The following is a 24393-nucleotide window of genomic DNA, read 5'->3' as shown; positions in this document are numbered from 1 at the left end:
TTTACCATCAGCAGCTTAAACTGATATTGATAGAGTTCATCATGATTATGTACAATCTTATCGCTTCTGCTCTAAAAGTGCTCTTTAATAGTTATTAAAGTGCATTTTCAGTGAGTTTTATAGCTTAAACTACGTGCTTTGCGCATGACAAACTCGTGTATAATTCAGCTTATGCAGCTAATTATGCATAAACAGTCAAATATCTATCAGTCTTTAATCCTTCACTCGTCGTATCAGCAGAGAAAGCGCTTTAATATAACTGAAGTCAGAACCAGTATCATTTAATTGCTATGAATTTACAGAGATCCTAAATTGTTATAAGTAAAGTCTATACTTCTTACTAAATGGCCAAATTCAGTGTGCCACTACAAACTGCGGCATAGCACTGCCAGAACAAAAATATAAGAAGAAACCCAACGTTCGAAGTTATTTATCCTGCGGAGATACAATACATTGTTGAATTAACCTATAATTAGTTCTTTAACTGTGCGTGCACCAAAATAGGCAATAGTTAATATTAAAGCACCGGTTAAAGTATAAATCAACTCTGTACGTATTTTACAACCAATAGTCTTATGCTGTAATAACATTGCAGCATAAACAAGCCAAGCAATAATAGATAAAACTGCTTTATGACCAGTACCATTAGAAAAATTATTTTCTAAAAATATAAATCCAGTTGCAATAGCTATGCTAAGTAGCATAAATCCGGTAATCACTAAGTGATAAAGCTTTTTTTCCACGGTTAATAGTGGTGGAGTGATAGTGCTTCGAATAAATTCTTTATTTTTAAGTTTATTCTGAATAGCTGATAATTGAATTGCATATAGTGCAGCGATCAATAATGTGCTGTAGCTCATCAGTGACATAATTACGTGAGCAAAGATCTTAGGATGTAAATCAAAGTGTGTAATGTAGGCTGGCGGGACTAAACAAAGCAATACGACAGACATTACTGAGCAAGCATAAACTACTGGCACAACCATCATGAGTCTTAGTCTAAATATAAGTATGGTAAAAATGAATGTTATTATCCACATGACCAAAGAAATAACATTGGTAAGGCTGAAATTTTGCCCATCCGCTGTAAATATAACGTGACCTAAGATACATGCATGTAATATGACCGCAATTGCAGCTGAAATACTCACAGCTAAACGGTTGGGGCCATTGGGATGCATTAGTCGAACAGATACTAATATAAACGCAAGGCAGTAAAAGAAAATTGCAAAATAACAAAAAAATACCATCGAATATAACCCTTTTAAGTTTATAGTGATTTTTATATACAAAATAAGACACATGCATGCCAATAAAAAGCACGTAACATTAATAAGTTACAATGCCAAAATCACAAACTCAATAGTTAACTACTGGTTAAAAATATAGTTTATAGCAACTATCTTTGTATCGTGAACTAAATAATACCACTTTTTCTGGCCATAGAAATGAAACAAGTTTACATTTCTTACGTTACAGTTCTAACTTTACTAAATTAATTAATTATCATGTTTACATAATGAATTATAGAATCTAATCTTAATGTCATAAATATGTTCCAGCTATGGGATTTTTATAAATAATGTACTTCTTAATAATTCAATGTCAGCAAGAAACCTAGATTAATATCTGACAATGACGTGGAGCTATGAAAAATGAGATTGGTAAACGCCTCTATCCTATGTATTATGCTATTAACATGTAGTCAAGCACTTGCAGGAGATATTTCGACTGTTATTCCTGACTTCCGCTGTATTAGGGATATGGTGCCTATTAGACACTTTTATGTCGATAATATTATAGGGGCAGAAGAATTACAATTAACTGTTAAAGCGGCAAATAACCCTTTGGGAGAAATGTATCCTGTAGGTAGTATTATACAGTTAGTCCCAACTGAAGTCATGGTTAAGCGTGATAAAGGGTTTAGCCCAGTAACTAATGACTGGGAGTTCTTTGAACTTGATGTCTCTTCAAAAGGATCAAAAATCTTAACCAGAGGCTTTGTAGATGTTAAAAATAAATTTGGAGGGAACTGTTTTGCATGCCATATCAAAGCAGACCCTCAATGGGATTTTGTTTGTGAAACAGGGCATGGATGTGACCCACTACCTTTAACACATGTTATGACTAGGGCTATACAGAAAGTTGACCCTCGTTGCACAAAAATGGAAACACTAACAACTGAGGAATCTGCCGCTTTAGCAGAGTTAAATGTTTTGATGGGCGGTGGAGTTGACATGTAGGATTTTTACAAAATTATAATGTAATTAGGTAGTCTCCAATAATGTTATAACTGAAAACTTTGTAATCGTATGGTGTTATATTATTGATCTATTTTCAAAAGTAGGCTTAGCATCATGCGTAATATCTATTATATTATTTGTATAATTATTAAATTATTGCCCTATTCAAATTATAGAGCTAGTCTTATACACTATCAAAATAAAATAAAATCGATAGCTGATACACTACTAAAATATTACTTTAAACATCTCCTCTCTCCCACTTTTCGATAGTAAAAACACTTTATTAATCTTAGTACAATATTAAATCAAAAATACTAACAAAGTTATTATTGATTTACGTAGCCATTATTACATTTATTGAAACCTAAATAGAACAATATTGATTACATTTCATATCCACCTTAACTCTCAGTAAACTACTCAATATTATAATACTAATTTCGTGAAGTTTCGCATAACAATTGTAAACTAGTTGCGTGACACAATTTCATAACTTAGTAACATATGCTCATCAAAGTAAATATGCCGGACTAAGTTATGAAAATACTTTTTAGATTTATAATGATTTTTACCCTTTTCGTAATTCCAATTGTGCATGCTTCACCATGGAATGAATTGAGTGCTGAGCAGTTAGAATCACAATTAAAGACCAAGTTTGTTGAAGGAAAGTATTCATCAAAGGGGGCCGATTCATGCTTAATGTGTCATAAAAAAGATACAAAAGTGATGGCAATCTTTAGTTCTACGCATGGATTATTGGATAACAGTAGATCTCCTATGGCGGGGTTGCAATGCGAGTCGTGTCACGGCCCTCTTGGCAAGCATAATCGGGGGGGGAAAGAGCCTATGATTAGTTTCGGGTCCGAGAGTAAACTTTCTTCTGATAGCCAAAATAGTATTTGTCTAGGTTGTCATGAAAGTGATAAGGGGAACGGCTGGCATAGCAGTATGCATAATTTGGAACAAGTCACCTGTGTTTCTTGCCATGAAATCCACACATCTAGCGATCCAGCTTTAAGCCTCGAAGGTACTAATGATTTATGTAGTAGCTGTCATCTGCAGGAAAAAGCGGATATGAATATGCGTTCTTCTCATCCATTAAAGTGGGGAGATATGAGTTGCATTGATTGTCATGATCCTCACGGTTCTAATAACGAAAAATCTTTAAACACAACAAGTATAAACACTACATGTTACAGCTGCCATGCGGATAAACGTGGCCCATTTCTGTGGGAACATGCACCTGTGACTGAAGATTGTACTAGTTGCCACAACCCACATGGCAGCGTTAATGATAACCTTTTAAAACAAAGAGCTCCGCTATTATGTCAACAGTGCCACATGGATGATGGGCATGCGAGTCGAATCACTAATAAACCTGGTATAGATGCATTTGGCAGTGGCAGAAGTTGTCTCAATTGTCATAGCCAGATTCATGGTTCTAATCATCCTGCAGGTAGCAATTTTAGTCATTGATAGTTGAGGTAAGTCATATGTATTTTAAATTAAATATTATTACTACGATGTTAATAGTAATTTCTGATCCACTACTAGCTGCTGACTTTGGTATTGACAATGCTAATACTACTCAAGTCGATACTAATAAATACCAATGTAATCGTTGTATTGAGCATCCTTCTTTGAATGGGCAAGTCTCAATAGGTTTGGGTTTAATTAACAGTGATGATGCATACAGCGGTAATGAGTTTGGGAAAGATCGTAATGGCTTAGTAGGCGCAGTGAGTGGTGATATGAGGCTGCGAAGTAGTGATGGGCTAGATACTAAAGTCAATGCCCACAATTTAGGTTTAGATAGCAGTCGTTTTCATCTTCAGGTAAACAAAACTGACGAGTTTAAAACTAATATCGATTACCGTTTGCAGACTACTTACGGTAGAAAAGTTCAAAGTCCATTTTTTATTAGCAATAATGTTATAGATAAAGCGGCTAATAGCATTTTTAACACTTCGATTATAAAAGAAAGAGAAAAAGTTGGTGCTGGTTTTGAGTATTTATATCAGGACTATAAAGCTTTCTTAGATTACAGCTACGAAAAACAATCTGGTAATAAAGAAGCTAGTTTCGTCGATGCTATTGGTGTTGTAAATTTTGTTGAACCTATCAGTTCCAGTACCGAAGAGGTCCACGCAGGTATTACTTATAATGGCAATACCTGGTCAAGTACTCTGCAATATAATGGTAGTTTTTATCGGGACGATATAGATAATCTTTCACTAATCTACAATGAGGATATTTATGCGGCAACTCCTGATAATAGTGCGCATATCATATCTCTTAGTGGGCAGTCCGTATTTTTGAATACAGCTCTAAATGGCACGATCAGTGCTGGGCGTATGATCCAAGATTCAAGACTGATCCCTATGGCTGGAAATCCTCTAGTCAATTGGGATGGGCAAGTCGATACCCGTGATGTTCGTATAGGGTTTAGTAGTCTTCTTAATGCTCGATGGCGAGTGAATGGTAAATTTAGTTTTAGTGACCGTGATAATCAGAGTTCCGTAGATAATTTCGCTCAGTTAGAGTGGGACAATATTAGTGGTGCTTTTAAGATGAATGTACCACTTGATATTTCTCGGACGGGTGGTTCATTACAGACAAGTTACAGATTTAGTAGCCAGTATAGACTAAGTTCTGGCTATGATTTTAAAGAAACTGAACGAAATTATTTAGAACGCGAAATAAATCGAGAAAATAAATTTTGGTCAAAAATTACTATTCATGCAATAGATAAATTGAAATTCAGTATTAAAGGGATATATGAAAATAGAGGGGGATCTCTCTATGATTCATCTCGAATAACGGCTCCCCAAGAAAATCCTCTGTTAAGAAAGTATTATTTGGCTGATCGTGAGCGTAGTGGCGTGGAGTTAAATATTAACCATAATCCTCTTTATTGGCTGAACATTGGTATTAATGGAAGTTATTCCAGAGACAAATATCAGAATACAGATTTAGGTCTTTCTGAAGCTGAAGATTATAGATATGACATTACTCTAGGTATTAATCCAAGTAACAAGTTGCATTTATATGCTCTTGCAAGTCAGCAGTGGATTAACTCGGATATGTCAGGTTCCAGTTTTGATAATTATTCAAATTGGCTGGGACATGTTGAAGATACGTTCATTAATTTAGGTGCTGGAGTTAGCTGGATATGGTCGGATGATCTGACAGTTGGAGCTGACTATTTATTTGCAAATTCAGAGAGTAATACAGCAATTGATGATAGTGACTATGGTGACTACTACGATTATAGGCACAGCATAGAGTTATATGGCAGTTATGCATTAAATGCAGATGTAGGACTGAAGCTTAGCTATCGTTATGAGCGTTATTACGATGCAGATGATGGTCTTGTTGGCATTGATGAAATAACAAGGCTCACAACATTAGGTGAGCAGAACCATAACTACAACGCACATCTGTTAATGATGAGCATTAACTGCATGTTTTAAAGAAGGTGATTAAAATGGAAAGACGTGATTTTCTAAAAGTAAGCGCTAGCATCGCAGCTCTCAGCAGTATAACTGCTTGTAATACAACTTCAGAAGATAGTGAAGAGGTCAAAGAGTTAGCGCCTGAAGAAGTAACCACAATGTCAAGTTGTAATGTAAATTGCAAAGCAACTTGCCCACTAGTTATTACTACCGTTGATGGCATCATCACAAAAGTTACACCAGAAACAACTACTATCGACTCAGAGGATGGGTTTGTAATTCGCCAGCAACGTCCTTGCGCCCGAGGACACTCAGCAAAACAAAAGATTTATAATCCAGATAGAATTCTACATCCCCTAAAACGTATTGGTGAAAGGGGAAGTGGCCAGTTTGAACAGATTAGTTGGGACCAGGCATTTTCAGAAATTGGAGTTAAGCTAAAGAATATATACGACACTTACGGTTCAAGATCTGTCTTTAATCTTGCAGGATCATCACTGGGTGCTATCCATTCTCCTACACCTATTAATAATTTATTGAATGTAATGGGAGGATATACAGGCTTATTCAGCTCGATGAGCTTCAGCCAAGTTGAAAAAATAATGCCGTATATGTATGGGACAAGACCATATTCTTCTATCGTGGAGTCAAAATTTAGTGATTTATATTTATTTTTTGGCTTTAATCCCTTAGAGACTGGAGCTAGTGGTGCTGGTTACGGTTTTGAATGGCAGCACGTGAAAGGTGACACTCCAGTAATCTGCTTTGACCCTAGGTATACTGACTCCATGCTAGGGAGAGAAGAGAGTCATTATTTTGTCAGACCAGGAACGGATGCAGCTCTTTGTGAGGCTATGGCTCATCATTTAATAAGCACTGATCAGGTTGATACTTCTTTTTTAAAAGAGAAGTGCTACGGTTTTTGGGCTGAACCAGAAATGCCAGATCCTCATAATCCATCGTTAACGCTTCCAGCGGTACCTTACGAAGAGTGCTATGAGGCACATATTCTTGGTATTAAAGATGGCATTGCTAAGACACCTGAATGGGGCTCTAAAATTACAGGTGTTCCAGCCGAAACTATTCGTGAAGTAGCTAATCGATTAGCCCAAGCAAAAGCCCCCTTTGTGATAGCTGGTTGGAGTATCCAGAGACAGCTTAATGGTGAGGATAATATCCGAGCAATTAGTACACTTTCGCTAATGGTAGGTGCTGTAGGTAAGCGTGGTACAACTAATGGTGATATGGCGTTTTCTGAGATTGCAACGACTAATGCATTTTTCGTTTTGCCGTCAGTGCCAGCTAATGAAAAAAATGCAAAAGTAAGAATGGCAGCATGGCCTCGTGCAATTCTTGATGGCGAGAATATGACTGTGATTAAGGATGATATTATCCTACCACCGGATGAGATCGATAGCCGTGGAGATGGGAAACTTGGTGCTAATATTAAATGTGCTTGGGTGCGAGGGGGTAATCATCTAGGTCAACAAGGAGACACATTTAAGATAGCAAAAGAATTAAAAGATCAGACGAATGTAGAACTGATTATAAATATTGAAAACCACATGTCTTCAACCGCTATGTACAGTGATTATGTCTTGCCAGAAATGACATGGTATGAGCAGACTGATTTACCTTGGTCAAATCTACAGTCAGGTTCGATGCCTTTTGTTATAGCAACTACTGGAATTCCAAGAATTGGTGATACTAAGTCAACATGGGAAATATGTGAGGGAATCGCAAAAGTTTTAGGCATTGAATCAGAGTTCAGCATGGGAATGACTCCGACCCAAGTGCTCGAACATGGGTATCAAGTATTAAGAATGTTTCACCCTGAATTACCTTCGACATTATCAGAAATGCAGGAAAAGCAAATTTTTAAATTTGCTAATCCATGTGATGATTCTGAGTCCTCTGCAATAAGGCATTGTGCTATGTATGAGTACGTCACTAATGGCGGGTTGCTTAATACTGCATCTGGAAAAATTGATATATATTCGCACAAACTTAGAGAACTAGCTGAAAAGAATCAAATACCAGATTATTGGCGGAGTACTGATTACATTAACCCAATAGCTAAGTATATGGTTGTCCCTGGTGGGTATGAAGATTCTGATTTAGTGAGTAATTATCCTCTCCAATTAGTAAATTTCCATGCAAAATCGAACGTACACTCTGGGTATACTAATTCTCAGTGGCTTAAAGATGCTATGCGAAGAGCTGCATGGGTAAATCCGTCTGATGCCTCTGGATTTAAAGATGGCGATCAGATTGTCATCGAATCATCTTTTGGCAAAATACAAGTCGAAGCAAGAGTTACTCAACGAGTAATGCCAGGCGTTATTTCATATGGGCAGGGTTTTAAATTCACTCCGGTTGGTGATTTAGATATTGGTGGCAACTTCAATAGTCTAACTTCACACACAATGACTAGCACTGTTGCAAAAGGGACCGGTGTTAATTCAAATCGCGTCCGAATTTATAAGGCATGAGGAGGATATTACAATGGCTGATAGTTTCCAATTAGGTTTCCATTTCGATAGTAGCAAATGTAGTGGATGTAAAGCCTGCGATATTATTTGTAAATCAAAATTTGATGCAAAACCAACCCAGAATACAAGGAGAGTTTATGAGTATGTTGGTGGCTCTGTAACCGAAAATAGCGACAACACAGTATCTAGCAGTGTTTTTGCCTATTATGTATCAATAGGATGTAATCATTGCTCTGAGCCTGTTTGTGTAAAAGCATGCCCAACAGGGGCTTGCCATAAGCAAAGTAGTAACGGCTTAGTAAAAATTGAGGCTAGCTTGTGTATTGGATGTGGTAGCTGTTCAAGAGCTTGTCCTTATGACGCTCCCCAAATGGATCCTGTACGGAAAGTCATGACAAAATGTGATGGTTGTGAGGATGAAGTTAGCCGAGGAGAGAAACCTCGATGCGTAGCCGGTTGTCCTCAGCGTGCTCTTGATTTTGGAGTAATGGATGAGTTGAAGGCCAAATATCCAAATGCTACTAGAGGAGATATTGCACCTCTACCAGATCCATCAATTACTACTCCTAGTTTACTTATTACTAGAAGTCGAGTTGGGCGTGGAACTGGTAGTACCGATGGCAATATAGCCAATATTACTGAAGTATAAAAATAGATAATCCGCCGAAGTTTTGGCGGATTTTTCCGAGGTTAAAAAATGCAACCAGAACAAGATTATATGATGTCTGCAGCATGCTGCAAATTATTTTCTACATTGTTTTATAAAAGACCATCTCAAGATATTATAGATATACTTAAAGAAAATAAATTTGAAGTAATGTGGCCTGAATATTCGAATAAGCAAAAAAAAGTATTAAAAAAACTTAGAGATAGCGTCGAAAATGAAAGTTTTGATTCTGTTAAATCAGACTTTTTTAGATTATTTATAGGAAGCGAAAAAAAATTAGCATATCCATGGGGTTCTGTTTATACGGATCAAGATAATCTAATGTTTGGTGAATCCACATTGAGATTCAAAGAGTTCTGCAGAAAAAGTAATGTTTCCGTTGAGCTGGAAGTTAATGAACCACTAGACCACATAGGAGTTATATTCAGTGTTCTATCGGTTTTATTTGAGAAAGCTTGTACTGACTATAACCTTGATAACGTAGTTGAGTTAATGAGGGAACATTTATTACCATGGTTCTATCGATTTATCTATCTGATGAAGACTAGAGCGATTACGGAATTCTATCAATCAATTGCCGCTTTAGCAGAGCAGTATGTAAATTATTGGGAGGAGGAGCTTGAGATCGACGTTGAACAAGTGCACTGGTATGCATAGTTTAAACTCTCAAGGCAACATATTAACGGTTTCACCCAAATATGCTTGATAAATAATCATTATTAGTGTGCTTTCTGATAAAATAACAGTCCATTAATGCAATCTAGTGCTCCGTCATCACATTGAGCCGTTATTGATCAATCATGCATTTTCACTATGATAGGCACCTTAGTTATTATATGTTTCGAATTTCGATGCGTATAATTATTTGAGTGATGCTGATCACATAAGTTACCTATTAAGATATACAGGAGCAATTACTGTGATGTATATTACTCAAATAGATTGCGCGCAACTCAGTTGTGCGCAATCATAATGCTAATACTTAATGGTGCTTATATGTGCATATATACGTTAAGAAATTTAATGGAATCATGGTCAATACCTCACTTGGACATTGATATCTTAGTGAAAAATATTTTCAAAGTAGATCTACAGAAAGGAGATCTGCTTGAATTAAAGCATGAGCAAACTTATTTGGCCTCTATAGATCACGGTCTTGTTGGTGAGTTTTTTGATTTTGCTAAAGATTACGAAATTTGCGCGAGCTTATTTACTCCTGGCACAGTTATTCCGTATAAAAAAATAGATAAACATCTTAAAAATGAGAATATGCGATATGAAGCATTAACTGATACTTCTATATTTGTAATACCAAGAAAAAATAATGAGTTAGCCTCATTTTCTAGCGAAATGGATATTCTTATAGATCGGATATATGACTTTTTTATATCCTATTCTCGTGAACTGGCTCTACTTAGAACGGTGCTAAGTGCGGAATACTATATTGAGTTTTTTATTTTAATTTACTGTACATCTAATTGCAGCGTAATAGAGAAAAACTTTATTACGGTTGATTTATTGAGCAGGGTGACAGGATGTACCCGGCAATATGCAAATAAGGTAGTTTATCGGTTAGAGGTTGAAGGTGTTGTCATAAAGAAGGTAGGTAAAATATATATATTGAATAAAGACATTCTATTACAACGAATTGATAAGGATCTTTTCAAGAGATATTATAAACCATGCTGTATAACTGCCTAGTCTTTAAAGAGTATATTATGGAACGTTTTTTGATGAAAGAAATATATCTGAAATCAGATTTAATTAAAATCGCCAATGGTTTTCTCTATCGAGACGGGAAGATAAAAAGTTTTTTTACTGGGAATATCTCTATAGAAGAACTAAACAACATAGTCGTTTCTTCGTGTTTTTCGGAAATAAATTACATAGCATTTAAGGAAATAAGTGATGCATCTTTAGTTATAGAGCTTTATTTCATGTATATCATTAAAATATTAAATGAGTGTAACCTAAACAGTTTAAATCAGTATGAATCTTTATCTTTGTCTATAGGTGTTGAGCTCGAAAGAACAGTAAAATGGCATATATTACATCCTTATCAAAATGCATACTTTCCGATTATAAACGGGATATTTAATTTGTATATATCGCAATGTAAGATCTCGAAAAAAACATCTAATAATATGTTTAAATAATTTCTAATGGATTTTATAAATATAAGAGGGTTTGACTTCAAATAATCTATGACTAGCTTAAATAGTAAATCACCATTTAATATTTGTTACTATAAGGAAATATCATGAGCAATTTCATATTACATCATTATCAGCCTTCTCCATTTGCTGAAAAAATACGCACAATATTAGGATTTAAAGGTTTATCATATAGAGCAGTGACAATACCTATTATCATGCCTAAGCCAGACTTAACCGCTCTGACAGGAGGTTATCGTAAGACTCCTGTTTTGCAGCAAGGAGCGCATGTATATTGTGACACTCGCTTAATATCTCGTGTAATAGATAAATATGCTCCTGAGAAAACACTCTATCCGAAGGATCTCGTTGCGAGTGCCAATATCATTGCACAATGGGCCGATCAACATCTCTTTGCTCTTGTAGTATCTTTGGTTTTTTCACCTGAGGGTTTTGCTGACTTGACGAAAGATATACCACCTCCTGTCGTAGCTGCTCTGGTAAAAGACCGGGAAGACTTATGGCGAGGCGCTCATACTCCCAAAATAATACAGTCTCAATTACCTATTTTTTTACAACATTTTGAACAACAGTTACTAAATTGTGGTCCGTATCTTCTTGGTCAACAACTCACCATTGCTGATTTTTCGGTATATCACTGCCTGTGGTTTATCAATAATAATGCGGTTGGTCGGTCGCATTTAGTGCCCTACCCTGCATTGTTGAGATGGCTGGACTCTATGACAGCAATCGGGCATGGTACTTTTGAAAACATTACAGGTCAAGATGCTATTGATGAAGCTAGATTAGCAGAATGGACCAGCAATGAAGAATATGAGTTTTTGGAGCTAGACGGCTTAAAATATGGTGATTTGGTGACGGTGCAGCCTATCGATTATGGATTAGTTCCGGTTATCGGTGAACTAGTCTTATCATTGACTGATGAGGTCGCTATTAAGCGAAATGATGAGCGTGCAGGGGAAGTTTATGTTCATTTCCCACGAATTGGTTACCAAATTAAATTAACCTCCTAATTCAGTCTTTAAATATCACTTCCTATTATACTCACGACAAGAGCATAAGTGTTCAATTATTGCTTAGCGGTGTTGCTTCTCTGTAACAATACCGCTTCTAGATAGCTTGTATCCATCGCTGTGGTAATCCTCCCCTGAAAAAATGACTTCAAATGTAGAAATTTCTTGTATCGAAAAGGTAATGGCGCAACACACCCTGTCTCTTGATCAGATCTCATAAGCTCTCGCCATCAGCAATCATTTCTCTCGCGACTCGGTAGCCTACAACATGAGACTGTAATGTACTCCAACCTTCCCAAACCGCCGTCCAGCTTGCGATCCCTGTTCGTTTGGTATCGGTGAAACCACCCAACTTTGCGATTGAGTGATACGCCCATTTCAGACTCGGCGCGCCTTTATCTTTATGCCCTCTAGGCTTATTAAACCGCATCAGCACCTTCCATTCATCTTTTTCGAGTACCGTGTCACAGCGTTGAGCCTCCACTGCTTTGGCCTCCTCAACCAGCCCTTTTTTACGTAAATAATAAGGGAGGGTGATGGCTTCTCTGAGTTGCAGTAAACGCACGCCGATAAAAGCTAAGATTGAAACCGCTCTTTCTAAGTTCTTAGGCTCTGTCATTCTTTGGCGCTCAGCTCCTGCACCCGTTTTCCATGCTTTATGAAAATCCTCAATTCGCCATCTTGCTGTGTAAATATCAATAATATGAAGTGCTTGAATTAACGTATCGATTGGCTCTGTTGTTAATAGCACCCAGCGCAACGGCTCAGTAACGCTTTTTGATGTTTTTTCTTGAGCGTACACCACGTTTACTGGCTTAGTCTCACCTTTCGTTTTGAACGTAACCTGTGCCACTTTAATTGTTAGCTTGGCTTTTCTTGCCACGCGGTTTACAGGCTTCCCTTTACTATTTTTTGTCCCTTTCTGGGCGATATCGATAGTGTATTCACCCCGTTCGGCTTGTGATTCAAGATGTTCAAATAACGTAGAGTTAGTCTCTATCAGCGCTCTAGAATGTTTCGCTCGAACAACGAAACGTTCATTATGCTTCTGTTTATCTTGAATATAACTCAGTATGTCTGCTTCTCTATCACACACTGAAATGACCCGTGACATGATGTCTCCCAAGCGTTGACGGCAGAAATAGGAGGCTTCTGACCACTTACCACTTTCTTTTTCGTCAGCATCTTCAGGATTATTAGGACGAAGCCAGTATTCTTGATGAATGAGCCCGATAGTCTGAGTCGTGAAGCTGTCTAATAGCAGGGTTGAATGAACCCACCAACCACGTGATTTATCTGTCGTCGTCCCCAGTTTGCCAAGCTCTTGTGCTACTTGATGTTTGTAACTCAACGCAGTGGTGTCATCAATGGCTAATATCTCAGCATAGGGCTGGGCAAGCTCTGCAGTATGTTGAAAACCAGAAGCGCTAATCACTTCTGGAGAAATGTTGTAATTACGGATCAATCGATAAGCCCCTTCAACTTTAGCTTCATTACCTCGACATGATAAAGCGATTGACTTACCGCCACAACGCGCCATGTCGGCAGCGACTTCGATGACACGGTCAGTGCGACGCGAGTCACCAAATGAACCGTTTTTAAAGTGATTGTATGACCATTGCTCTGCGTTGAATATTGACATGGTTTTTCTCTAAGTAACTGAAGTTACTTGATCTGATCACAGTTCACCCCAGAAGTTCAATATTTTTTATACTTGTGTAGAAGAGTCAGCTACTTACCTGCTAGAAGCTCCGATGCAGATGTTGAAAAACAAAACCTTTTACTTGTTGATGACGAAGATAATATCTTGCATTCGCTTAAGCGAATTTTGCGCAAGGAGTCTTTTAATATTTTTACTTGTCATTCTGCAATGGAAGCATTTGATCTAATGGCCTTGCACAACGTACAGGTAATCGTGTCCGATCAAAGAATGCCAGAAATGAGTGGGACTGAATTTTTTAGTCGAGTGAAGGAAATGTACCCAGATACGATTCGATTAGTATTATCTGGATATACCGATCTTCGGTCAATTACAGATGCTATTAATCACGGATCTATTCATAAGTTTATTACTAAACCTTGGCACGATGATAACTTCAGAAAAGAGGTAATAGCCGCATTCTGGTTGTATCAACAACAGAGTAAGCGGAAATAGTAAATAATAAGTGGGTATACATGCAAGTAGATCAAATAGAAATTGAGGGGCTTAGACTGAAAGTTGAGCAGTTGACTGAGCAATTAATGCAATATGAAAAATTAGCATCTTTAGGCCAGCTAACGGCAGGTGTCGCCCATGAGATTAATAACCCCATTGGTTATGTTGCTTCAAATCTAGTTTCCCTAAATGAATATACCGGTAATCTTATGATGTTGGTTCAACAGATAAGTGAACTGCTGCCAATAGACCAAGCTCATAATTTAAAGCAACAGTATGATTTTGAGTATATAAAGCAGGATTTACCAACACTATTAGCCCAGTCGGGAGATGGATTAAACCGAGTTATTGAAATAATAAGCGATCTTAAAGATTTCTCCCATCTTGATGATGCCGAATTTATTGAAATCGATTTACATTTAGGTATCCATAGCACGCTGAATCTGATTGACAATGAGCTGAAATATAGAGCTGAAGTGCAAAAAGTTTTTTCTGACTTACCGCTTGTCCGATGTGTTCCATCACAAGTAAACCAAGTGCTCCTCAATTTGTTATTAAATGCGGCTCAAGCATCCGATACACGTGGGATAATAACAATAAATACTGGTAGTGACGAGCATTGGGTCTGGTTTAGCGTGAAGGATAACGGGTCTGGTATACCACAAAATAAATTAGAGCAGATTTTTCAGCCGTTCTATACAACTAAAGCCAAAGATCAAGGCATGGGCCTTGGGCTCGCTTTATCTCGCAAGATTATAGATAAACATTTAGGGGTACTTGAAGTCATAAGTGAACCTGGCATCGGCAGTTGCTTTACCGTCAAACTGCCTATAGGCAATGTATCTCAACATGTTATTGATGACGCCACCTAAAAAAATAGCTATATAAAACAGTATTTAAGTTGTAATGCCATAATATTAAGAAAGGTATTCAATGGTAAAATTAAACATTATATTTTACCATTATTTGCTACCCCCAGCAGCTAGAGTAGCTGAAATAAGGACGGCCTTGACTTATGCTGATTAAAAACTTTAATGTTCTATTAGTCGACGATGTTGTTTTAATGTGCAATTTTTTATATGGCGTTACCAATGAAATCCAAGGCTGTAGCGCTTTTAAATCGCTTTATTACAAAACAGCAGAAGATATCTTAGAGTCTGAAGTTATTGATCTATTGATCACTGATATTGAATTAAAAAATGCAAGTGGCATTGATCTCCTGTCCAAGATTAGATGCGGTGCTTTTAGCCAAACAGCCCATGACATTCCAATTTTGGTTCTTTCCGTTAACAGCTATAAAGATGTAATCCAGCAATGTATCTTATTTGATGTGAATGATTTTTTAGTTAAACCTATTTCAGCCGTAAAGCTGAAAAACAAAATCCTAGAGCATTTACAATGTGAGAAATTTATACAACCCGTCAGCTATTATGTAGACTTAATGGAGAAACTAACAGAGCTTAACGTTTCGAAAAAAGGTGGAAAGCGGAGTGTATCAATAGTACTGGAACTTGAGGAAAAAATATTAGAAATTAATCAAAATCTGGATGGAGCCGTTAGCACAGTAGATAATAATGATTTCTTATGTTGGCCAGAAGGTGTTACAACGGGTTATCATCAATTGGATCGGCGACTAAAAAATTTGGCTTTTACCATTAGTTATTTTAATAATGTATTCATTGATAATGGCCAGCTTATTACGGCACATACAGCACGTAAACGTGCATGTGCCTCCGCAGATTATTTGGAGCACATTGTAAAAAATCTTCAGCAATTTGAGGATCGGCCTGAGTTTTGGGGCGCATTTCAGATATGTTTATATAATCTCCAAACTATAATGGCTGAAGTAGCCTCAGTCAATTTAAAACATAATAACCAAGTTTTAGCATTGCTAAAAAAACTAGCTTTGTGGTGGATGCAAACGTGCAACAGGCCATTAATCCAAAAAGCGGACGATTCAGATGACAATGAAAAAAGATGACCTAACGATATTTAATCTACAAGTTTTAACTGATATTTACGATGATGATAGTTCTGGTACCATTGTTGCGACACTATCGGGTTTTTCTCAAGCTGCTAAACTGTACCTTAAAGCTTTACAGCAATCGTTTTTAGCAGATGACTTATCTGCGGTGTCTGCCGGGGCACATAGTTTAAGAAGTATTTGTGGTCTTACTGGCGTAGTACGTTTAGCCTCGCTTAGCCATCAATTAGAGCTAGCCGCTAAAGCTAAACAAGAGGTAGCAGTTGCACAACTAATGTTTGAGATATCAGTTCACTGGCCTGTGTTAGAAGCTCAAATTAACGTTGTATTAAGCACATATTTAGTGTCTGATGCCTAAGATACTATTTGTAGACGATGAACCATACGTTCTAGACGCCTATCTGCGAATGTTGAGGAACTCAATATTTCAATGCTATACCTTGTCAGATAGTCGTCAACTATTTGAACATCCAGGACTTAATGAGTTAGATATTATTGCTGTTGATCAACAGATGCCAGAGGTCACTGGTACAGAAATCTTACTGCAACTTCAACAACAACTTCCCCGTATTAAGCGAGTGCTGATCAGTGGTGACCCCTACTCCGCACAAGGACTTATTTCGACAACGATAATTGATGCTACTTTACAAAAACCTTTCACCAAAGTGCTATTGTTGGATTGTTTGTTAACTTTAATATAAACGTTATGTGAACTATCTAGTGAGAGTCCGGTGAACTACGCCTTGGCTAGAGTTATATTCCAGGGTAAGAGCTTATTGAGATCGCAGTTAGCGTACGATAGTTGTTCCAGACAGTGTTCGATGTAATCGAAAGGGATTAAGCCGTTGGCTTTGGCGGTTTATAACAAAAGAAAAACTATGCCGAACACATGCTGCCCAATTTCATAAGTGTGCTGGTATTACTGTCATTTAACTGTAAGGATCCAGTTTCTATTCGGCATAGTTTAATCCTAGAACTACAGGCTGGTGAGAAAACCTAACAACTTATCGCTCGGTTTATAGTGAAGATCACTGTGCTTATTAAATGGCGCTACTTTCGCTAATGCCGCTTCCTTCAGTGCCATATGAGCATGTAAGTATCTTTGTGTCGTTTGTGTAGATTCATGTCCAAGCCACATCGCTATTACCGTGGTATCAACACCGGCGCTAAGCAGTGAGCTTACGGCAGCATAGTTCAACTTCTATCTTGTAAACTGATTTAATGATCGCTACTCAATAATCAGGATGCAATCATGTCAAATTCAGACCTATTATCGACACTCTCCACTGCTTTTGAGTGCTGGCGTAGCAACAGAAATGGCCGTCAGGTACCAACCCCAAATACATTACGTGAACAAGCCGTTGGATTACTCGAACATTATTCTTCTAGCAAAATAACATCCGTGCTACGGATAAGTGGCAGCCAGCTTAAACAGTGGCGAAATAGCATTAGCCCTCCTGTAAATAACCCCCAGTTTGTGCACCTACCCATTTTAGCACCGTCTACGCAAACAACTTTTAACGTAGAGCTCAAGTTCTTTCAGGGAGATACGATGTCTTTATAAGGCATTGACGATCCACAGACCCTTATTTCGCTGATCAGGGCGTTGAAATCGTGATACATCTGACTGCTGATAAGCATATATTAATCGCTATTGCACCTGCCGACTTTCGTCAGGGGATTGATGGCTTAGCGGCACTATGCCGCTATAAATTATCCGCTAACCCTCGCTCTGGCTCGGTGTTCGTCTTTATTAACCGCAATAAAACCATGGTCCGTGCATCATCGTATGACGGCACCGGTTTTTGGTTGATGACCAAACGATTATCAAAAGGCAGGTTTTTACATTGGCCTGATTCAAGCCAAAATATTGAACCGTTCATCGCCAAACAGTTACGGCAGCTGTTGCTGAACTGCGATCCAATGTGGCAAAAACACGATCTTATTTAAGTCAAAAAAACAGCAATATTAGTGCTTGATTGTTAATGTTATCGGATCATAACCCTTCCCCCAGCAACCTCGATTTCAGCCTAAACGATGTGGATAAACCGTGAGTAAACCCTTTACCGATATTGATGGACCCGCACTTGAATCGTTGATATCGCGAGTCAGTGAGGCCAAAGAGAACAACCTCGCGTTAAGTCCAGAGGATTGTCAGTTATTACTTGATGCGTTGCTGACGTTAGCGAGCATGCAAGACCGGTTAGCCCACCATGATGTCACAGTGCATAAACTGCGAAAATTGTTGGGTATTGAAAAGTCATCTGAAAAGCTTGCCAGCGTACTTAAGCAAGCGAGAGCATCCGGTAAGAAAAGCAAAAACCGTCAACACGATGAAGGTGAAGGTTTTACACCTGTTAAGCCCGTCGTTATCGTTCACGCAATGACAGATGTGGCTAAAGGTGATACCTGTACGGAGTGCTTAACCGGTAAAGTGTATAAAACTGAGCCTGGTAGCTTACTGCGTATTACAGGGCAAAGCCCGTTCAAGCCTGAGCAGCATGTGATGGAGCGTCTTCGCTGTAATACTTGCGGTGCTTATTTCAGTGCGCCTCTGCCGGATGACGTCTTAGTCGATGGTGAAAGCCAGCAAAAGTATGGTTACTCTGCGCGGTCATTGATGGCCATTTATAAATACTTTGCAGGATTGCCTTTTTATCGTCAGTGCAGTATTCAAAAGCTACTGGGGGTAAAAATTACCACTTCAACGGTCTTTGACCAAGTTGAGCGGGTTTGTAATGATATTTACCCTGTGTACCAGCAGCTTTTTAATGTAGCCTCAGACGCCGAACATTATTATCTGGATGACACGACGCACCGCATTTTGGACGCTAAACCGGTCGAGAAAGCCGTCCGCAATAGCGATAAAACACGACTGCGTAGCGGTATTTATACCTCTGGGGTTATCGCCACACTGAAAGATAATAATACCATCGTCTTGTTTGAAACCAACATCGGCCACGCAGGTGAATTCATTGACAGCATTTTGCATAAACGCAGTCAGTTATGTGATAAGCCCGTCATCATGAGTGATGCATTACCGAGTAATCGTCCCACGGCAAGAGAGGCAACAATGTCACTGTGTAACAGCCACGCCAGACGACAATTTGTCGATGTGATTAATCATTTTCCTGAGGAAGTTGCGTATGTGCTCAAACGCTATGGCGAAATATGGGGGAATGATGATTTTGCTAAAAGCGAAAAACTATCCCCTGTGGCTAGGCTTGCTTATCATCAGGCTCACTCATTGCCCATCATGGAAGACATTAAATCATGGGGCGAAGCGCATATCGCGAATGAAACGGTCGAAGAAAATAGTGGTCTGGGCAAAGCAATCCGCTATTTCCTTAAACACTATGTTGGCCTCCGTTATTTTTGCAGCATGAAAGGCGTGAAAATCGATAATAACCGTATAGAATCGATGCTAAAAATCATCGTGCGAGACAGAAAAAATGCGATGTTCCACAAAACATTACTGGGGGCAACGATTGGTGATGTGGTTACCTCAGTTATCGCAACGGCAAGTGAAGCGGGTATTAATGTCTTTGATTACTTCACCACATTACAGCAGGAAAGTGCGCAGGTAAAAGCCCACCCAGAAAATGACTTACCGTGGAATTATATCACCAAAAGTTAAGTCATTTAGATAAACCCCACCTAAACAGATTAACGTAGGCTTAACCGCCTAGGTCAAGCTGTGCCTGTAAATTGATGTTGTCACGCTATACTGCCGTAAGCTCACTTTTAGGCGGATAAATAGTAATGTAAGCATAACGTACGGCTACTTTTGCAATGCGTGCTTTTCGGCCTCCTTTTTGCTTTATCTTAACCGAATATGAAGCTTCACTAGATTGATTTTCAATGTAGGGACTTAGTTTATCGCCGTCTGTATTCACAACCCGCTCATGCTTGGCTCTCACTACAAACCGTTGATTATTTGTTGTTTTATAATCAATATACTCAAACATATCAGCTTCTCGATCACAAACGCTTATGATATTATCCATCATATCTGCAAATCGGGTACTCATTTCTTCCGACGAGCGTTGCCATTTATAACTTTCTTTCGTTTCGTACTTGCGGCGTTTTCTGTCGTTAGCAGTACCAAAGTTTTCATCTTTCTGCACCAACGATGCTGTGCACCCAAGCCAATAGTATGCTCTGTTTCTGCATCGACCATAAGGACAGTGTGCGCTAACATCCCTTTAGAAGAGCTTTGTTTATATGCGCCAGTATGTCCGAGCTCTTTAGTCAAATTGTGTCGGTAACACAATGTTGATGTATCTTCTAGCGCAAGGATTGTATTTGACAGTGTTAGTGCAGGTAACAGCGAATTCAAACCGGCGGTAGCGATGTTATCAGCGTCAACTTTATCATTACGAAGAAAGCGATATGCGCCTTCAATAGAGGCCTGTGAGCCAGACGCGTTCACAATATAACTTCCTATGTTACTCGCCATTTGATGACTTATTTTTATCAGGCGTTTAGTGCGCCGTACATCACCTAATTCAGCATGTTTAAACAAATGACTAGCCCATTCTTCAGTGTCTTTTATCAGCATCATAATTAAATTCAATCGGTGTTTTCGTTATAACTGATCTGATCGACTGATATAAATAAAGTTCAATTGAAGCCTAATTTATTTGTGTATAAGAGTCAGATCCTGACACAGGGGGACTCGGAGAATTGAGGCCTAGAGTAATCTAGGCCTCTTGATTGGTGATAAGGGTGGTAATTCAATGTTTATCTAAGAGCGGTTATGTCGAACAGCAAGAGCCTCAGGCTGATACAATTAAAACGTTGATGTATTACATCTTAACGATGGCTTTTGTTACTTTAAAAGTCCGCACTTCGTTAGGTTCTAAGTAAATAACCGTGCCTTTTTCTGTTGCTGATATAAACCCTTCTGGACGACAGGTTGCAGGTAAAACATTGGCACCGACAGACTGGTCACCGTTAAACAGAATCCAGCGTGTTGCACTATTAAACTCTGCCGTATTAAATTCAGTTGTAAGCTTATGGTGGTCTGAAATGATCATTTCGAACTTAGCAATATCTACATGTGTAGATAAGTCGTCCATACAATAAACAATTTCAGGATCATACATTTCCTTGTTCTCCAACACACTGATCGGTGCCGAATGTTTCAAGCTATCATTGTAAACGGACCACTGTTTGGTTGGATGAACGTGTGCAGGAACACTTTCACGAAGTTTAATCGCTGAATCTGGAATGTTCTGCGTCATCACTGCTCCCTCGAAGAAAGCAGCGTTAGTATGACACATGTATTGTAACGGCATTTTTGTGGTGGCAAGATTTTGGACCGTCATCGTAATGTCAAAAATACCCGCGTTTTTTTGGAGCAACACTGTTGGTGTTGCGATGTAATGATCACCAAAGCCCATGATGTATTCATAAGATCCCGCTAGTGTTATGCTATTTTCATCAACCATTAACCAGGCATAGTCCATTGATGCGCACGGGAATTCACCGTGAAGGACATGATCATCTTGTGGTGTTGGGCAACCCATTCGAAGTAAACCCGCATGAAATGAGTAGCAACCGTAAGTATTAACAATCTGATCGGCAACCTTGGGTTCGTTAAAGGCATTTTTCATGCATAAATCAACACCCAGAAACTCGGCGTCCCAAATCATTTGCCCCATAAAAGGCAAAATAACCAAATGGCCTTGACTGTTCTTCATCTCAACAGCGTGAACGCCTGAATTATAAATAAAAGTGTTGATTTCAAAATCGTCTGATTTGATAACGTTGGTTTTTTCTTTTTTGAAATGATCTTTGTGTAGAGGAATAGTAAACATGATGTTTTCCTTTAAAGAAAATGACCACCCTATTACAGATGGTCATTATTGACTTTTTACGCGTGTTGTCTAGCCAGTGCTAACGTTGCTTTGTGTTTCTTTTCAGTGGCAAAGTAAGAGAAAATCACCCCGAAACAAATGACGTTAACGATAAAGGATTGCTGCATTCCCACATGGTCAGCAAGTAACCCTTGAATAGCAGGCATTACAGCACCACCAATAATGGACATAACAACAATCGCACCGGCTGTTTCGGTATATTTTGTTTCTACCGATTGCAATGTTGACGCGAAGATAGTCGCCCAACCCGGACCAAATAAAGCCGATACAAAAACAGCAACCCATACCGCACTAAAGTCTGGAGCAAAAGACACATAAAGCAGACACGCTATTCCGATAACAGAATAACCTAGTAGCACGTTTTCTTGTGTTATTTTGGTCATAAGGTAGTTGGCAACACATTTACCGATGAAATAAGCCACAAATGCGTATGCCAAGTAGTTTGCCGCATCGCGCTCTGTCATGTTGCCCATTTCGAGTGCTAGACGAATGGTAAAACTCCACACAGCAACTTGCATACCTACGTAAGCAAACTGAGTAACAATACCATTTTTAAAGCGCTTGTTAGTTGACAGATATTTAATTGTTTCACCAAAAGAGGGCTGTTTAGTTTTACCTTCAGCTCTTGGTTTACAGCTAGGAAACTCAGTGATGGCAATCAAAACAGAGATAACCACCAATACACCCACCAGCCATTTGTAAGGCGTTAACGTGTGTTGTAGCACTTGCTGTTTAAACAGTTCTAGCTCTGTTCCAGATAGGGTTTGCATCATTTCACCAATGTTTACACCTTCTTGAAAAACCAAGTATTTACCCATGAGTATGCCCACGATATAACCAAGTGCATTAAACGTTTGAGAGATATTTAGACGCAATGTGGCACGTTGTGGCTCTCCAATCATTGAAGAGTAGGTATTACAAGACGTTTCCAGAAATGATAAACCAATCGCAATACAGAAAATTGCAGCAAGGAACATTGTATAGGTGGCAGCCGTTGATGCAGGATAGAACATCATGCAACCGCCAATATACAGAACTAAACCAATTAAGATGGCTAATTTATAAGATGATTTCTTGATAACCATAGATGCAGGAATCGCAATCAAAAAATAACCACCATAGAATGCTGATTGAACTAATGCTGATGCGAAGTTTGATAATTCAAAAATAGACTTAAATTGAGTAATAAGAATGTCGTTAAGTGCCGCAGCCGCAGCCCATAATGGGAACACCATTGATAATAGGATAAATTGAAAAATAGGCGTTTTATCCAAATAACCATCTTTATGTTGTTTGGTATTATTTTTAATAAACATATCATTCCTTTGTTATTTAGTTATTGGTCTCAATCTTTATTAGAATTTGGGGATTGATTAGCAATGCGTTGCGACAAACTCGTCGAATTGTTCAATGCTTGGATATGAAGACTGTGTGCCTTTTTCTGTAACGCTCAACCCGGCGAACACCGATGCTTTTTTCATTGATGTTTCTACATCACCGGTATTGCAGTAGAAATGAGAGAAACAACCAATAAATGCATCCCCTGCGCCGCTGCTATCCATCGCATCAACCTTAAGTGGCTCGATCATTTTTTCGATACCGTCTTTGGAGAACCATAAAGAACCTTGTGAACCCAAGGTAACAATAAGGTTCTTTAGCCCTTTATCTAACAGTACTTTCGAAGCTTGTTTAATCTCGTCGATGGTAGAGACAGGTTTACCGGTTAAGATCTCTAGTTCTGTTTCGTTTGGAATGAAAAAATCACATTTACAGGCGTAATCAATTGATAGTTCTGGCACTGCAGGAGCAGGATTTAACAGAACCTTGATACCGTATTTGTTACCAAAATCGATTGCGTAATAGACAGTTTCTAGTGGAACTTCTAATTGAAGTACAATCAAGTCGACATCTTTAAGGGTTTTTTCGGCTCTGTCGATATCTTCAGGTTTAAGGAAGTTATTTGCACCCTTAACAATAAGAATTGAGTTTTGTGACGTCGTAGTATTTACGAATATGGGGGCTACACCCGTGCTGCTATGAGGCACTTTAATCACATACTTAGTATCGATACCGTATGATTGAAAGTTCTGAATGCAAGTGTCAGCGAATGTATCGTCACCCACTTTAGAGAGCATCACCACATTGGATCCCAGCTTAGCAATCGCCACCGCTTGATTTGCCCCCTTACCGCCACGGCCAATACGAAAAGCCGGTGCTTCTAGTGTTTCACCCTCTTTAGGTAATCTATCAACGTAAGTAATTAAATCTACGTTGGTTGAACCTATAACTGCAATTTTCTTCATGTCACGCCCCATGTTATTATTC

General features: G+C 38.5%; 25 protein-coding genes and 1 pseudogene. 17 read left to right on the top strand and 9 right to left on the bottom strand.

The window, feature by feature from the left end:
• Nucleotides 1-461 precede the first annotated feature (461 nt).
• On the bottom strand, nucleotides 462-1250 hold the full coding sequence (locus tag EGC80_RS11460) for a cytochrome C assembly family protein (protein WP_124013335.1): 789 nt from the start codon (nucleotides 1248-1250) through the stop codon (nucleotides 462-464).
• Nucleotides 1251-1655: 405 nt separating this feature from the next.
• Between EGC80_RS11460 and EGC80_RS11455 the strand changes: the two genes are divergently transcribed.
• The 9 genes from EGC80_RS11455 (at nucleotide 1656) to EGC80_RS11415 (ending at nucleotide 12047) form a co-directional block, all read left to right on the top strand.
• Nucleotides 1656-2243, top strand: coding sequence for a hypothetical protein (locus tag EGC80_RS11455; RefSeq protein ID WP_124013334.1), 588 nt, complete (start codon nucleotides 1656-1658; stop codon nucleotides 2241-2243).
• A gap of 540 nt (nucleotides 2244-2783) precedes the next feature.
• Nucleotides 2784-3722: a DmsE family decaheme c-type cytochrome gene (locus EGC80_RS11450; RefSeq protein WP_124013333.1), complete on the top strand. Its 939-nt coding sequence runs from the start codon at nucleotides 2784-2786 to the stop codon at nucleotides 3720-3722.
• A gap of 17 nt (nucleotides 3723-3739) precedes the next feature.
• The gene (locus tag EGC80_RS11445; RefSeq protein ID WP_124013332.1) at nucleotides 3740-5719 is read left to right on the top strand and encodes an MtrB/PioB family decaheme-associated outer membrane protein; all 1980 of its coding nucleotides are present in this window, start codon (nucleotides 3740-3742) and stop codon (nucleotides 5717-5719) included.
• 14 nt (nucleotides 5720-5733) lie between these two features.
• A complete protein-coding gene (locus tag EGC80_RS11440) occupies nucleotides 5734-8193 on the top strand; it encodes a molybdopterin-dependent oxidoreductase (protein WP_124013331.1) in 2460 nt (819 codons plus the stop codon).
• A gap of 13 nt (nucleotides 8194-8206) precedes the next feature.
• Nucleotides 8207-8842 carry a DMSO/selenate family reductase complex B subunit gene (locus tag EGC80_RS11435; RefSeq protein ID WP_124013330.1) on the top strand — a complete coding sequence of 212 codons (636 nt, stop codon included), beginning with the start codon at nucleotides 8207-8209 and terminating at the stop codon, nucleotides 8840-8842.
• 48 nt (nucleotides 8843-8890) lie between these two features.
• A complete protein-coding gene (locus tag EGC80_RS11430) occupies nucleotides 8891-9517 on the top strand; it encodes a TorD/DmsD family molecular chaperone (RefSeq protein ID WP_124013329.1) in 627 nt (208 codons plus the stop codon).
• A 366-nt stretch (nucleotides 9518-9883) separates the two neighbouring features.
• The gene (locus EGC80_RS11425) at nucleotides 9884-10561 is read left to right on the top strand and encodes a cyclic nucleotide-binding domain-containing protein (protein ID WP_124013328.1); all 678 of its coding nucleotides are present in this window, start codon (nucleotides 9884-9886) and stop codon (nucleotides 10559-10561) included.
• A 17-nt stretch (nucleotides 10562-10578) separates the two neighbouring features.
• Nucleotides 10579-11016, top strand: a complete 438-nt coding sequence (locus EGC80_RS11420) for a hypothetical protein (RefSeq protein ID WP_124013327.1) — start codon at nucleotides 10579-10581, stop codon at nucleotides 11014-11016.
• Between the two features lie 104 nt (nucleotides 11017-11120).
• Nucleotides 11121-12047 (top strand): glutathione S-transferase family protein, encoded by a 927-nt coding sequence (locus EGC80_RS11415; protein WP_124013326.1) that lies wholly within the window; start codon nucleotides 11121-11123, stop codon nucleotides 12045-12047.
• A gap of 214 nt (nucleotides 12048-12261) precedes the next feature.
• Here the strand turns inward: EGC80_RS11415 and EGC80_RS11410 are convergent, their stop codons facing one another.
• Nucleotides 12262-13689, bottom strand: a complete 1428-nt coding sequence (locus EGC80_RS11410) for an IS4 family transposase (protein ID WP_124013325.1) — start codon at nucleotides 13687-13689, stop codon at nucleotides 12262-12264.
• 72 nt (nucleotides 13690-13761) lie between these two features.
• Here EGC80_RS11410 and EGC80_RS23000 point away from each other — a divergent pair, with 72 nt between their 5' ends.
• From EGC80_RS23000 to EGC80_RS11385, 5 genes are all read left to right on the top strand, one after another.
• Nucleotides 13762-14202, top strand: coding sequence for a response regulator (locus tag EGC80_RS23000; RefSeq protein WP_124013324.1), 441 nt, complete (start codon nucleotides 13762-13764; stop codon nucleotides 14200-14202).
• Nucleotides 14203-14222: 20 nt separating this feature from the next.
• A complete protein-coding gene (locus EGC80_RS11400; RefSeq protein ID WP_124013323.1) occupies nucleotides 14223-15074 on the top strand; it encodes an ATP-binding protein in 852 nt (283 codons plus the stop codon).
• Nucleotides 15075-15217: 143 nt separating this feature from the next.
• A complete protein-coding gene (locus tag EGC80_RS11395) occupies nucleotides 15218-16183 on the top strand; it encodes a response regulator (RefSeq protein WP_124013322.1) in 966 nt (321 codons plus the stop codon).
• Complete coding sequence (locus EGC80_RS11390) at nucleotides 16164-16544, top strand: Hpt domain-containing protein (RefSeq protein ID WP_124013321.1); 381 nt, start codon at nucleotides 16164-16166, stop codon at nucleotides 16542-16544. Before EGC80_RS11395 ends, EGC80_RS11390 begins: the two co-directional genes overlap by 20 nt.
• A complete protein-coding gene (locus EGC80_RS11385) occupies nucleotides 16537-16887 on the top strand; it encodes a response regulator (protein WP_124013320.1) in 351 nt (116 codons plus the stop codon). The genes EGC80_RS11390 and EGC80_RS11385 overlap by 8 nt, the downstream gene beginning before the upstream one ends.
• Before the next feature lie 35 nt (nucleotides 16888-16922).
• On the opposite strand, the pseudogene EGC80_RS22995 reads toward EGC80_RS11385, so the two are convergent.
• Together EGC80_RS22995 and EGC80_RS11375 are read right to left on the bottom strand one after the other, a co-directional pair.
• A pseudogene (locus tag EGC80_RS22995) lies at nucleotides 16923-17045 on the bottom strand (transposase domain-containing protein); the annotation flags it as partial.
• 117 nt (nucleotides 17046-17162) lie between these two features.
• On the bottom strand, nucleotides 17163-17384 hold the full coding sequence (locus EGC80_RS11375; RefSeq protein ID WP_124013319.1) for a site-specific integrase: 222 nt from the start codon (nucleotides 17382-17384) through the stop codon (nucleotides 17163-17165).
• Between the two features lie 54 nt (nucleotides 17385-17438).
• Between EGC80_RS11375 and EGC80_RS11370 the strand changes: the two genes are divergently transcribed.
• The 3 genes from EGC80_RS11370 (at nucleotide 17439) to EGC80_RS11360 (ending at nucleotide 19823) form a co-directional block, all read left to right on the top strand.
• On the top strand, nucleotides 17439-17750 hold the full coding sequence (locus EGC80_RS11370) for a hypothetical protein (protein ID WP_124013318.1): 312 nt from the start codon (nucleotides 17439-17441) through the stop codon (nucleotides 17748-17750).
• Nucleotides 17751-17800: 50 nt separating this feature from the next.
• Nucleotides 17801-18136: an IS66 family insertion sequence element accessory protein TnpB gene (tnpB, locus tag EGC80_RS11365; protein WP_164839458.1), complete on the top strand. Its 336-nt coding sequence runs from the start codon at nucleotides 17801-17803 to the stop codon at nucleotides 18134-18136.
• A 100-nt stretch (nucleotides 18137-18236) separates the two neighbouring features.
• Nucleotides 18237-19823: an IS66 family transposase gene (locus tag EGC80_RS11360; RefSeq protein WP_124693476.1), complete on the top strand. Its 1587-nt coding sequence runs from the start codon at nucleotides 18237-18239 to the stop codon at nucleotides 19821-19823.
• Nucleotides 19824-19908: 85 nt separating this feature from the next.
• Here EGC80_RS11360 and EGC80_RS11355 read toward each other — a convergent pair whose 3' ends face one another.
• The 5 genes from EGC80_RS11355 to rbsK form a co-directional block, all read right to left on the bottom strand.
• Nucleotides 19909-20217 (bottom strand): hypothetical protein, encoded by a 309-nt coding sequence (locus EGC80_RS11355; RefSeq protein ID WP_124013316.1) that lies wholly within the window; start codon nucleotides 20215-20217, stop codon nucleotides 19909-19911.
• Nucleotides 20214-20762, bottom strand: coding sequence for an IS4/Tn5 family transposase DNA-binding protein (locus EGC80_RS11350; protein ID WP_124693475.1), 549 nt, complete (start codon nucleotides 20760-20762; stop codon nucleotides 20214-20216). Before EGC80_RS11350 ends, EGC80_RS11355 begins: the two co-directional genes overlap by 4 nt.
• A gap of 232 nt (nucleotides 20763-20994) precedes the next feature.
• Nucleotides 20995-22008: a DUF4432 family protein gene (locus EGC80_RS11345; RefSeq protein ID WP_124013314.1), complete on the bottom strand. Its 1014-nt coding sequence runs from the start codon at nucleotides 22006-22008 to the stop codon at nucleotides 20995-20997.
• Between the two features lie 56 nt (nucleotides 22009-22064).
• On the bottom strand, nucleotides 22065-23384 hold the full coding sequence (fucP, locus tag EGC80_RS11340; protein WP_124013313.1) for an L-fucose:H+ symporter permease: 1320 nt from the start codon (nucleotides 23382-23384) through the stop codon (nucleotides 22065-22067).
• Nucleotides 23385-23441: 57 nt separating this feature from the next.
• Complete coding sequence (gene rbsK, locus EGC80_RS11335) at nucleotides 23442-24371, bottom strand: ribokinase (protein WP_124013312.1); 930 nt, start codon at nucleotides 24369-24371, stop codon at nucleotides 23442-23444.
• Between the last annotated feature and the right edge of the window lie 22 nt (nucleotides 24372-24393).

This window comes from Shewanella psychromarinicola, from assembly GCF_003855155.1.
Classification (GTDB): domain Bacteria; phylum Pseudomonadota; class Gammaproteobacteria; order Enterobacterales; family Shewanellaceae; genus Shewanella; species Shewanella psychromarinicola.
Note: the sequence above shows the minus strand (reverse complement) of the source record. Positions and strands in the feature narration are given on the sequence as shown.

Coding starts and splice junctions, on each gene's coding strand:
- EGC80_RS11460 (WP_124013335.1), bottom strand. CDS start 1,250: ATGGTATTTTTTTGTTATTTTGCAATTTTCTTTTACTGCCTTGCGTTT.
- EGC80_RS11455 (WP_124013334.1), top strand. CDS start 1,656: ATGAGATTGGTAAACGCCTCTATCCTATGTATTATGCTATTAACATGT.
- EGC80_RS11450 (WP_124013333.1), top strand. CDS start 2,784: ATGAAAATACTTTTTAGATTTATAATGATTTTTACCCTTTTCGTAATT.
- EGC80_RS11445 (WP_124013332.1), top strand. CDS start 3,740: ATGTATTTTAAATTAAATATTATTACTACGATGTTAATAGTAATTTCT.
- EGC80_RS11440 (WP_124013331.1), top strand. CDS start 5,734: ATGGAAAGACGTGATTTTCTAAAAGTAAGCGCTAGCATCGCAGCTCTC.
- EGC80_RS11435 (WP_124013330.1), top strand. CDS start 8,207: ATGGCTGATAGTTTCCAATTAGGTTTCCATTTCGATAGTAGCAAATGT.
- EGC80_RS11430 (WP_124013329.1), top strand. CDS start 8,891: ATGCAACCAGAACAAGATTATATGATGTCTGCAGCATGCTGCAAATTA.
- EGC80_RS11425 (WP_124013328.1), top strand. CDS start 9,884: ATGGAATCATGGTCAATACCTCACTTGGACATTGATATCTTAGTGAAA.
- EGC80_RS11420 (WP_124013327.1), top strand. CDS start 10,579: ATGGAACGTTTTTTGATGAAAGAAATATATCTGAAATCAGATTTAATT.
- EGC80_RS11415 (WP_124013326.1), top strand. CDS start 11,121: ATGAGCAATTTCATATTACATCATTATCAGCCTTCTCCATTTGCTGAA.
- EGC80_RS11410 (WP_124013325.1), bottom strand. CDS start 13,689: ATGTCAATATTCAACGCAGAGCAATGGTCATACAATCACTTTAAAAAC.
- EGC80_RS11400 (WP_124013323.1), top strand. CDS start 14,223: ATGCAAGTAGATCAAATAGAAATTGAGGGGCTTAGACTGAAAGTTGAG.
- EGC80_RS11395 (WP_124013322.1), top strand. CDS start 15,218: ATGCTGATTAAAAACTTTAATGTTCTATTAGTCGACGATGTTGTTTTA.
- EGC80_RS11390 (WP_124013321.1), top strand. CDS start 16,164: ATGACAATGAAAAAAGATGACCTAACGATATTTAATCTACAAGTTTTA.
- EGC80_RS11385 (WP_124013320.1), top strand. CDS start 16,537: ATGCCTAAGATACTATTTGTAGACGATGAACCATACGTTCTAGACGCC.
- EGC80_RS11370 (WP_124013318.1), top strand. CDS start 17,439: ATGTCAAATTCAGACCTATTATCGACACTCTCCACTGCTTTTGAGTGC.
- EGC80_RS11355 (WP_124013316.1), bottom strand. CDS start 20,217: ATGAGTACCCGATTTGCAGATATGATGGATAATATCATAAGCGTTTGT.
- EGC80_RS11345 (WP_124013314.1), bottom strand. CDS start 22,008: ATGTTTACTATTCCTCTACACAAAGATCATTTCAAAAAAGAAAAAACC.
- fucP (WP_124013313.1), bottom strand. CDS start 23,384: ATGTTTATTAAAAATAATACCAAACAACATAAAGATGGTTATTTGGAT.
- rbsK (WP_124013312.1), bottom strand. CDS start 24,371: ATGAAGAAAATTGCAGTTATAGGTTCAACCAACGTAGATTTAATTACT.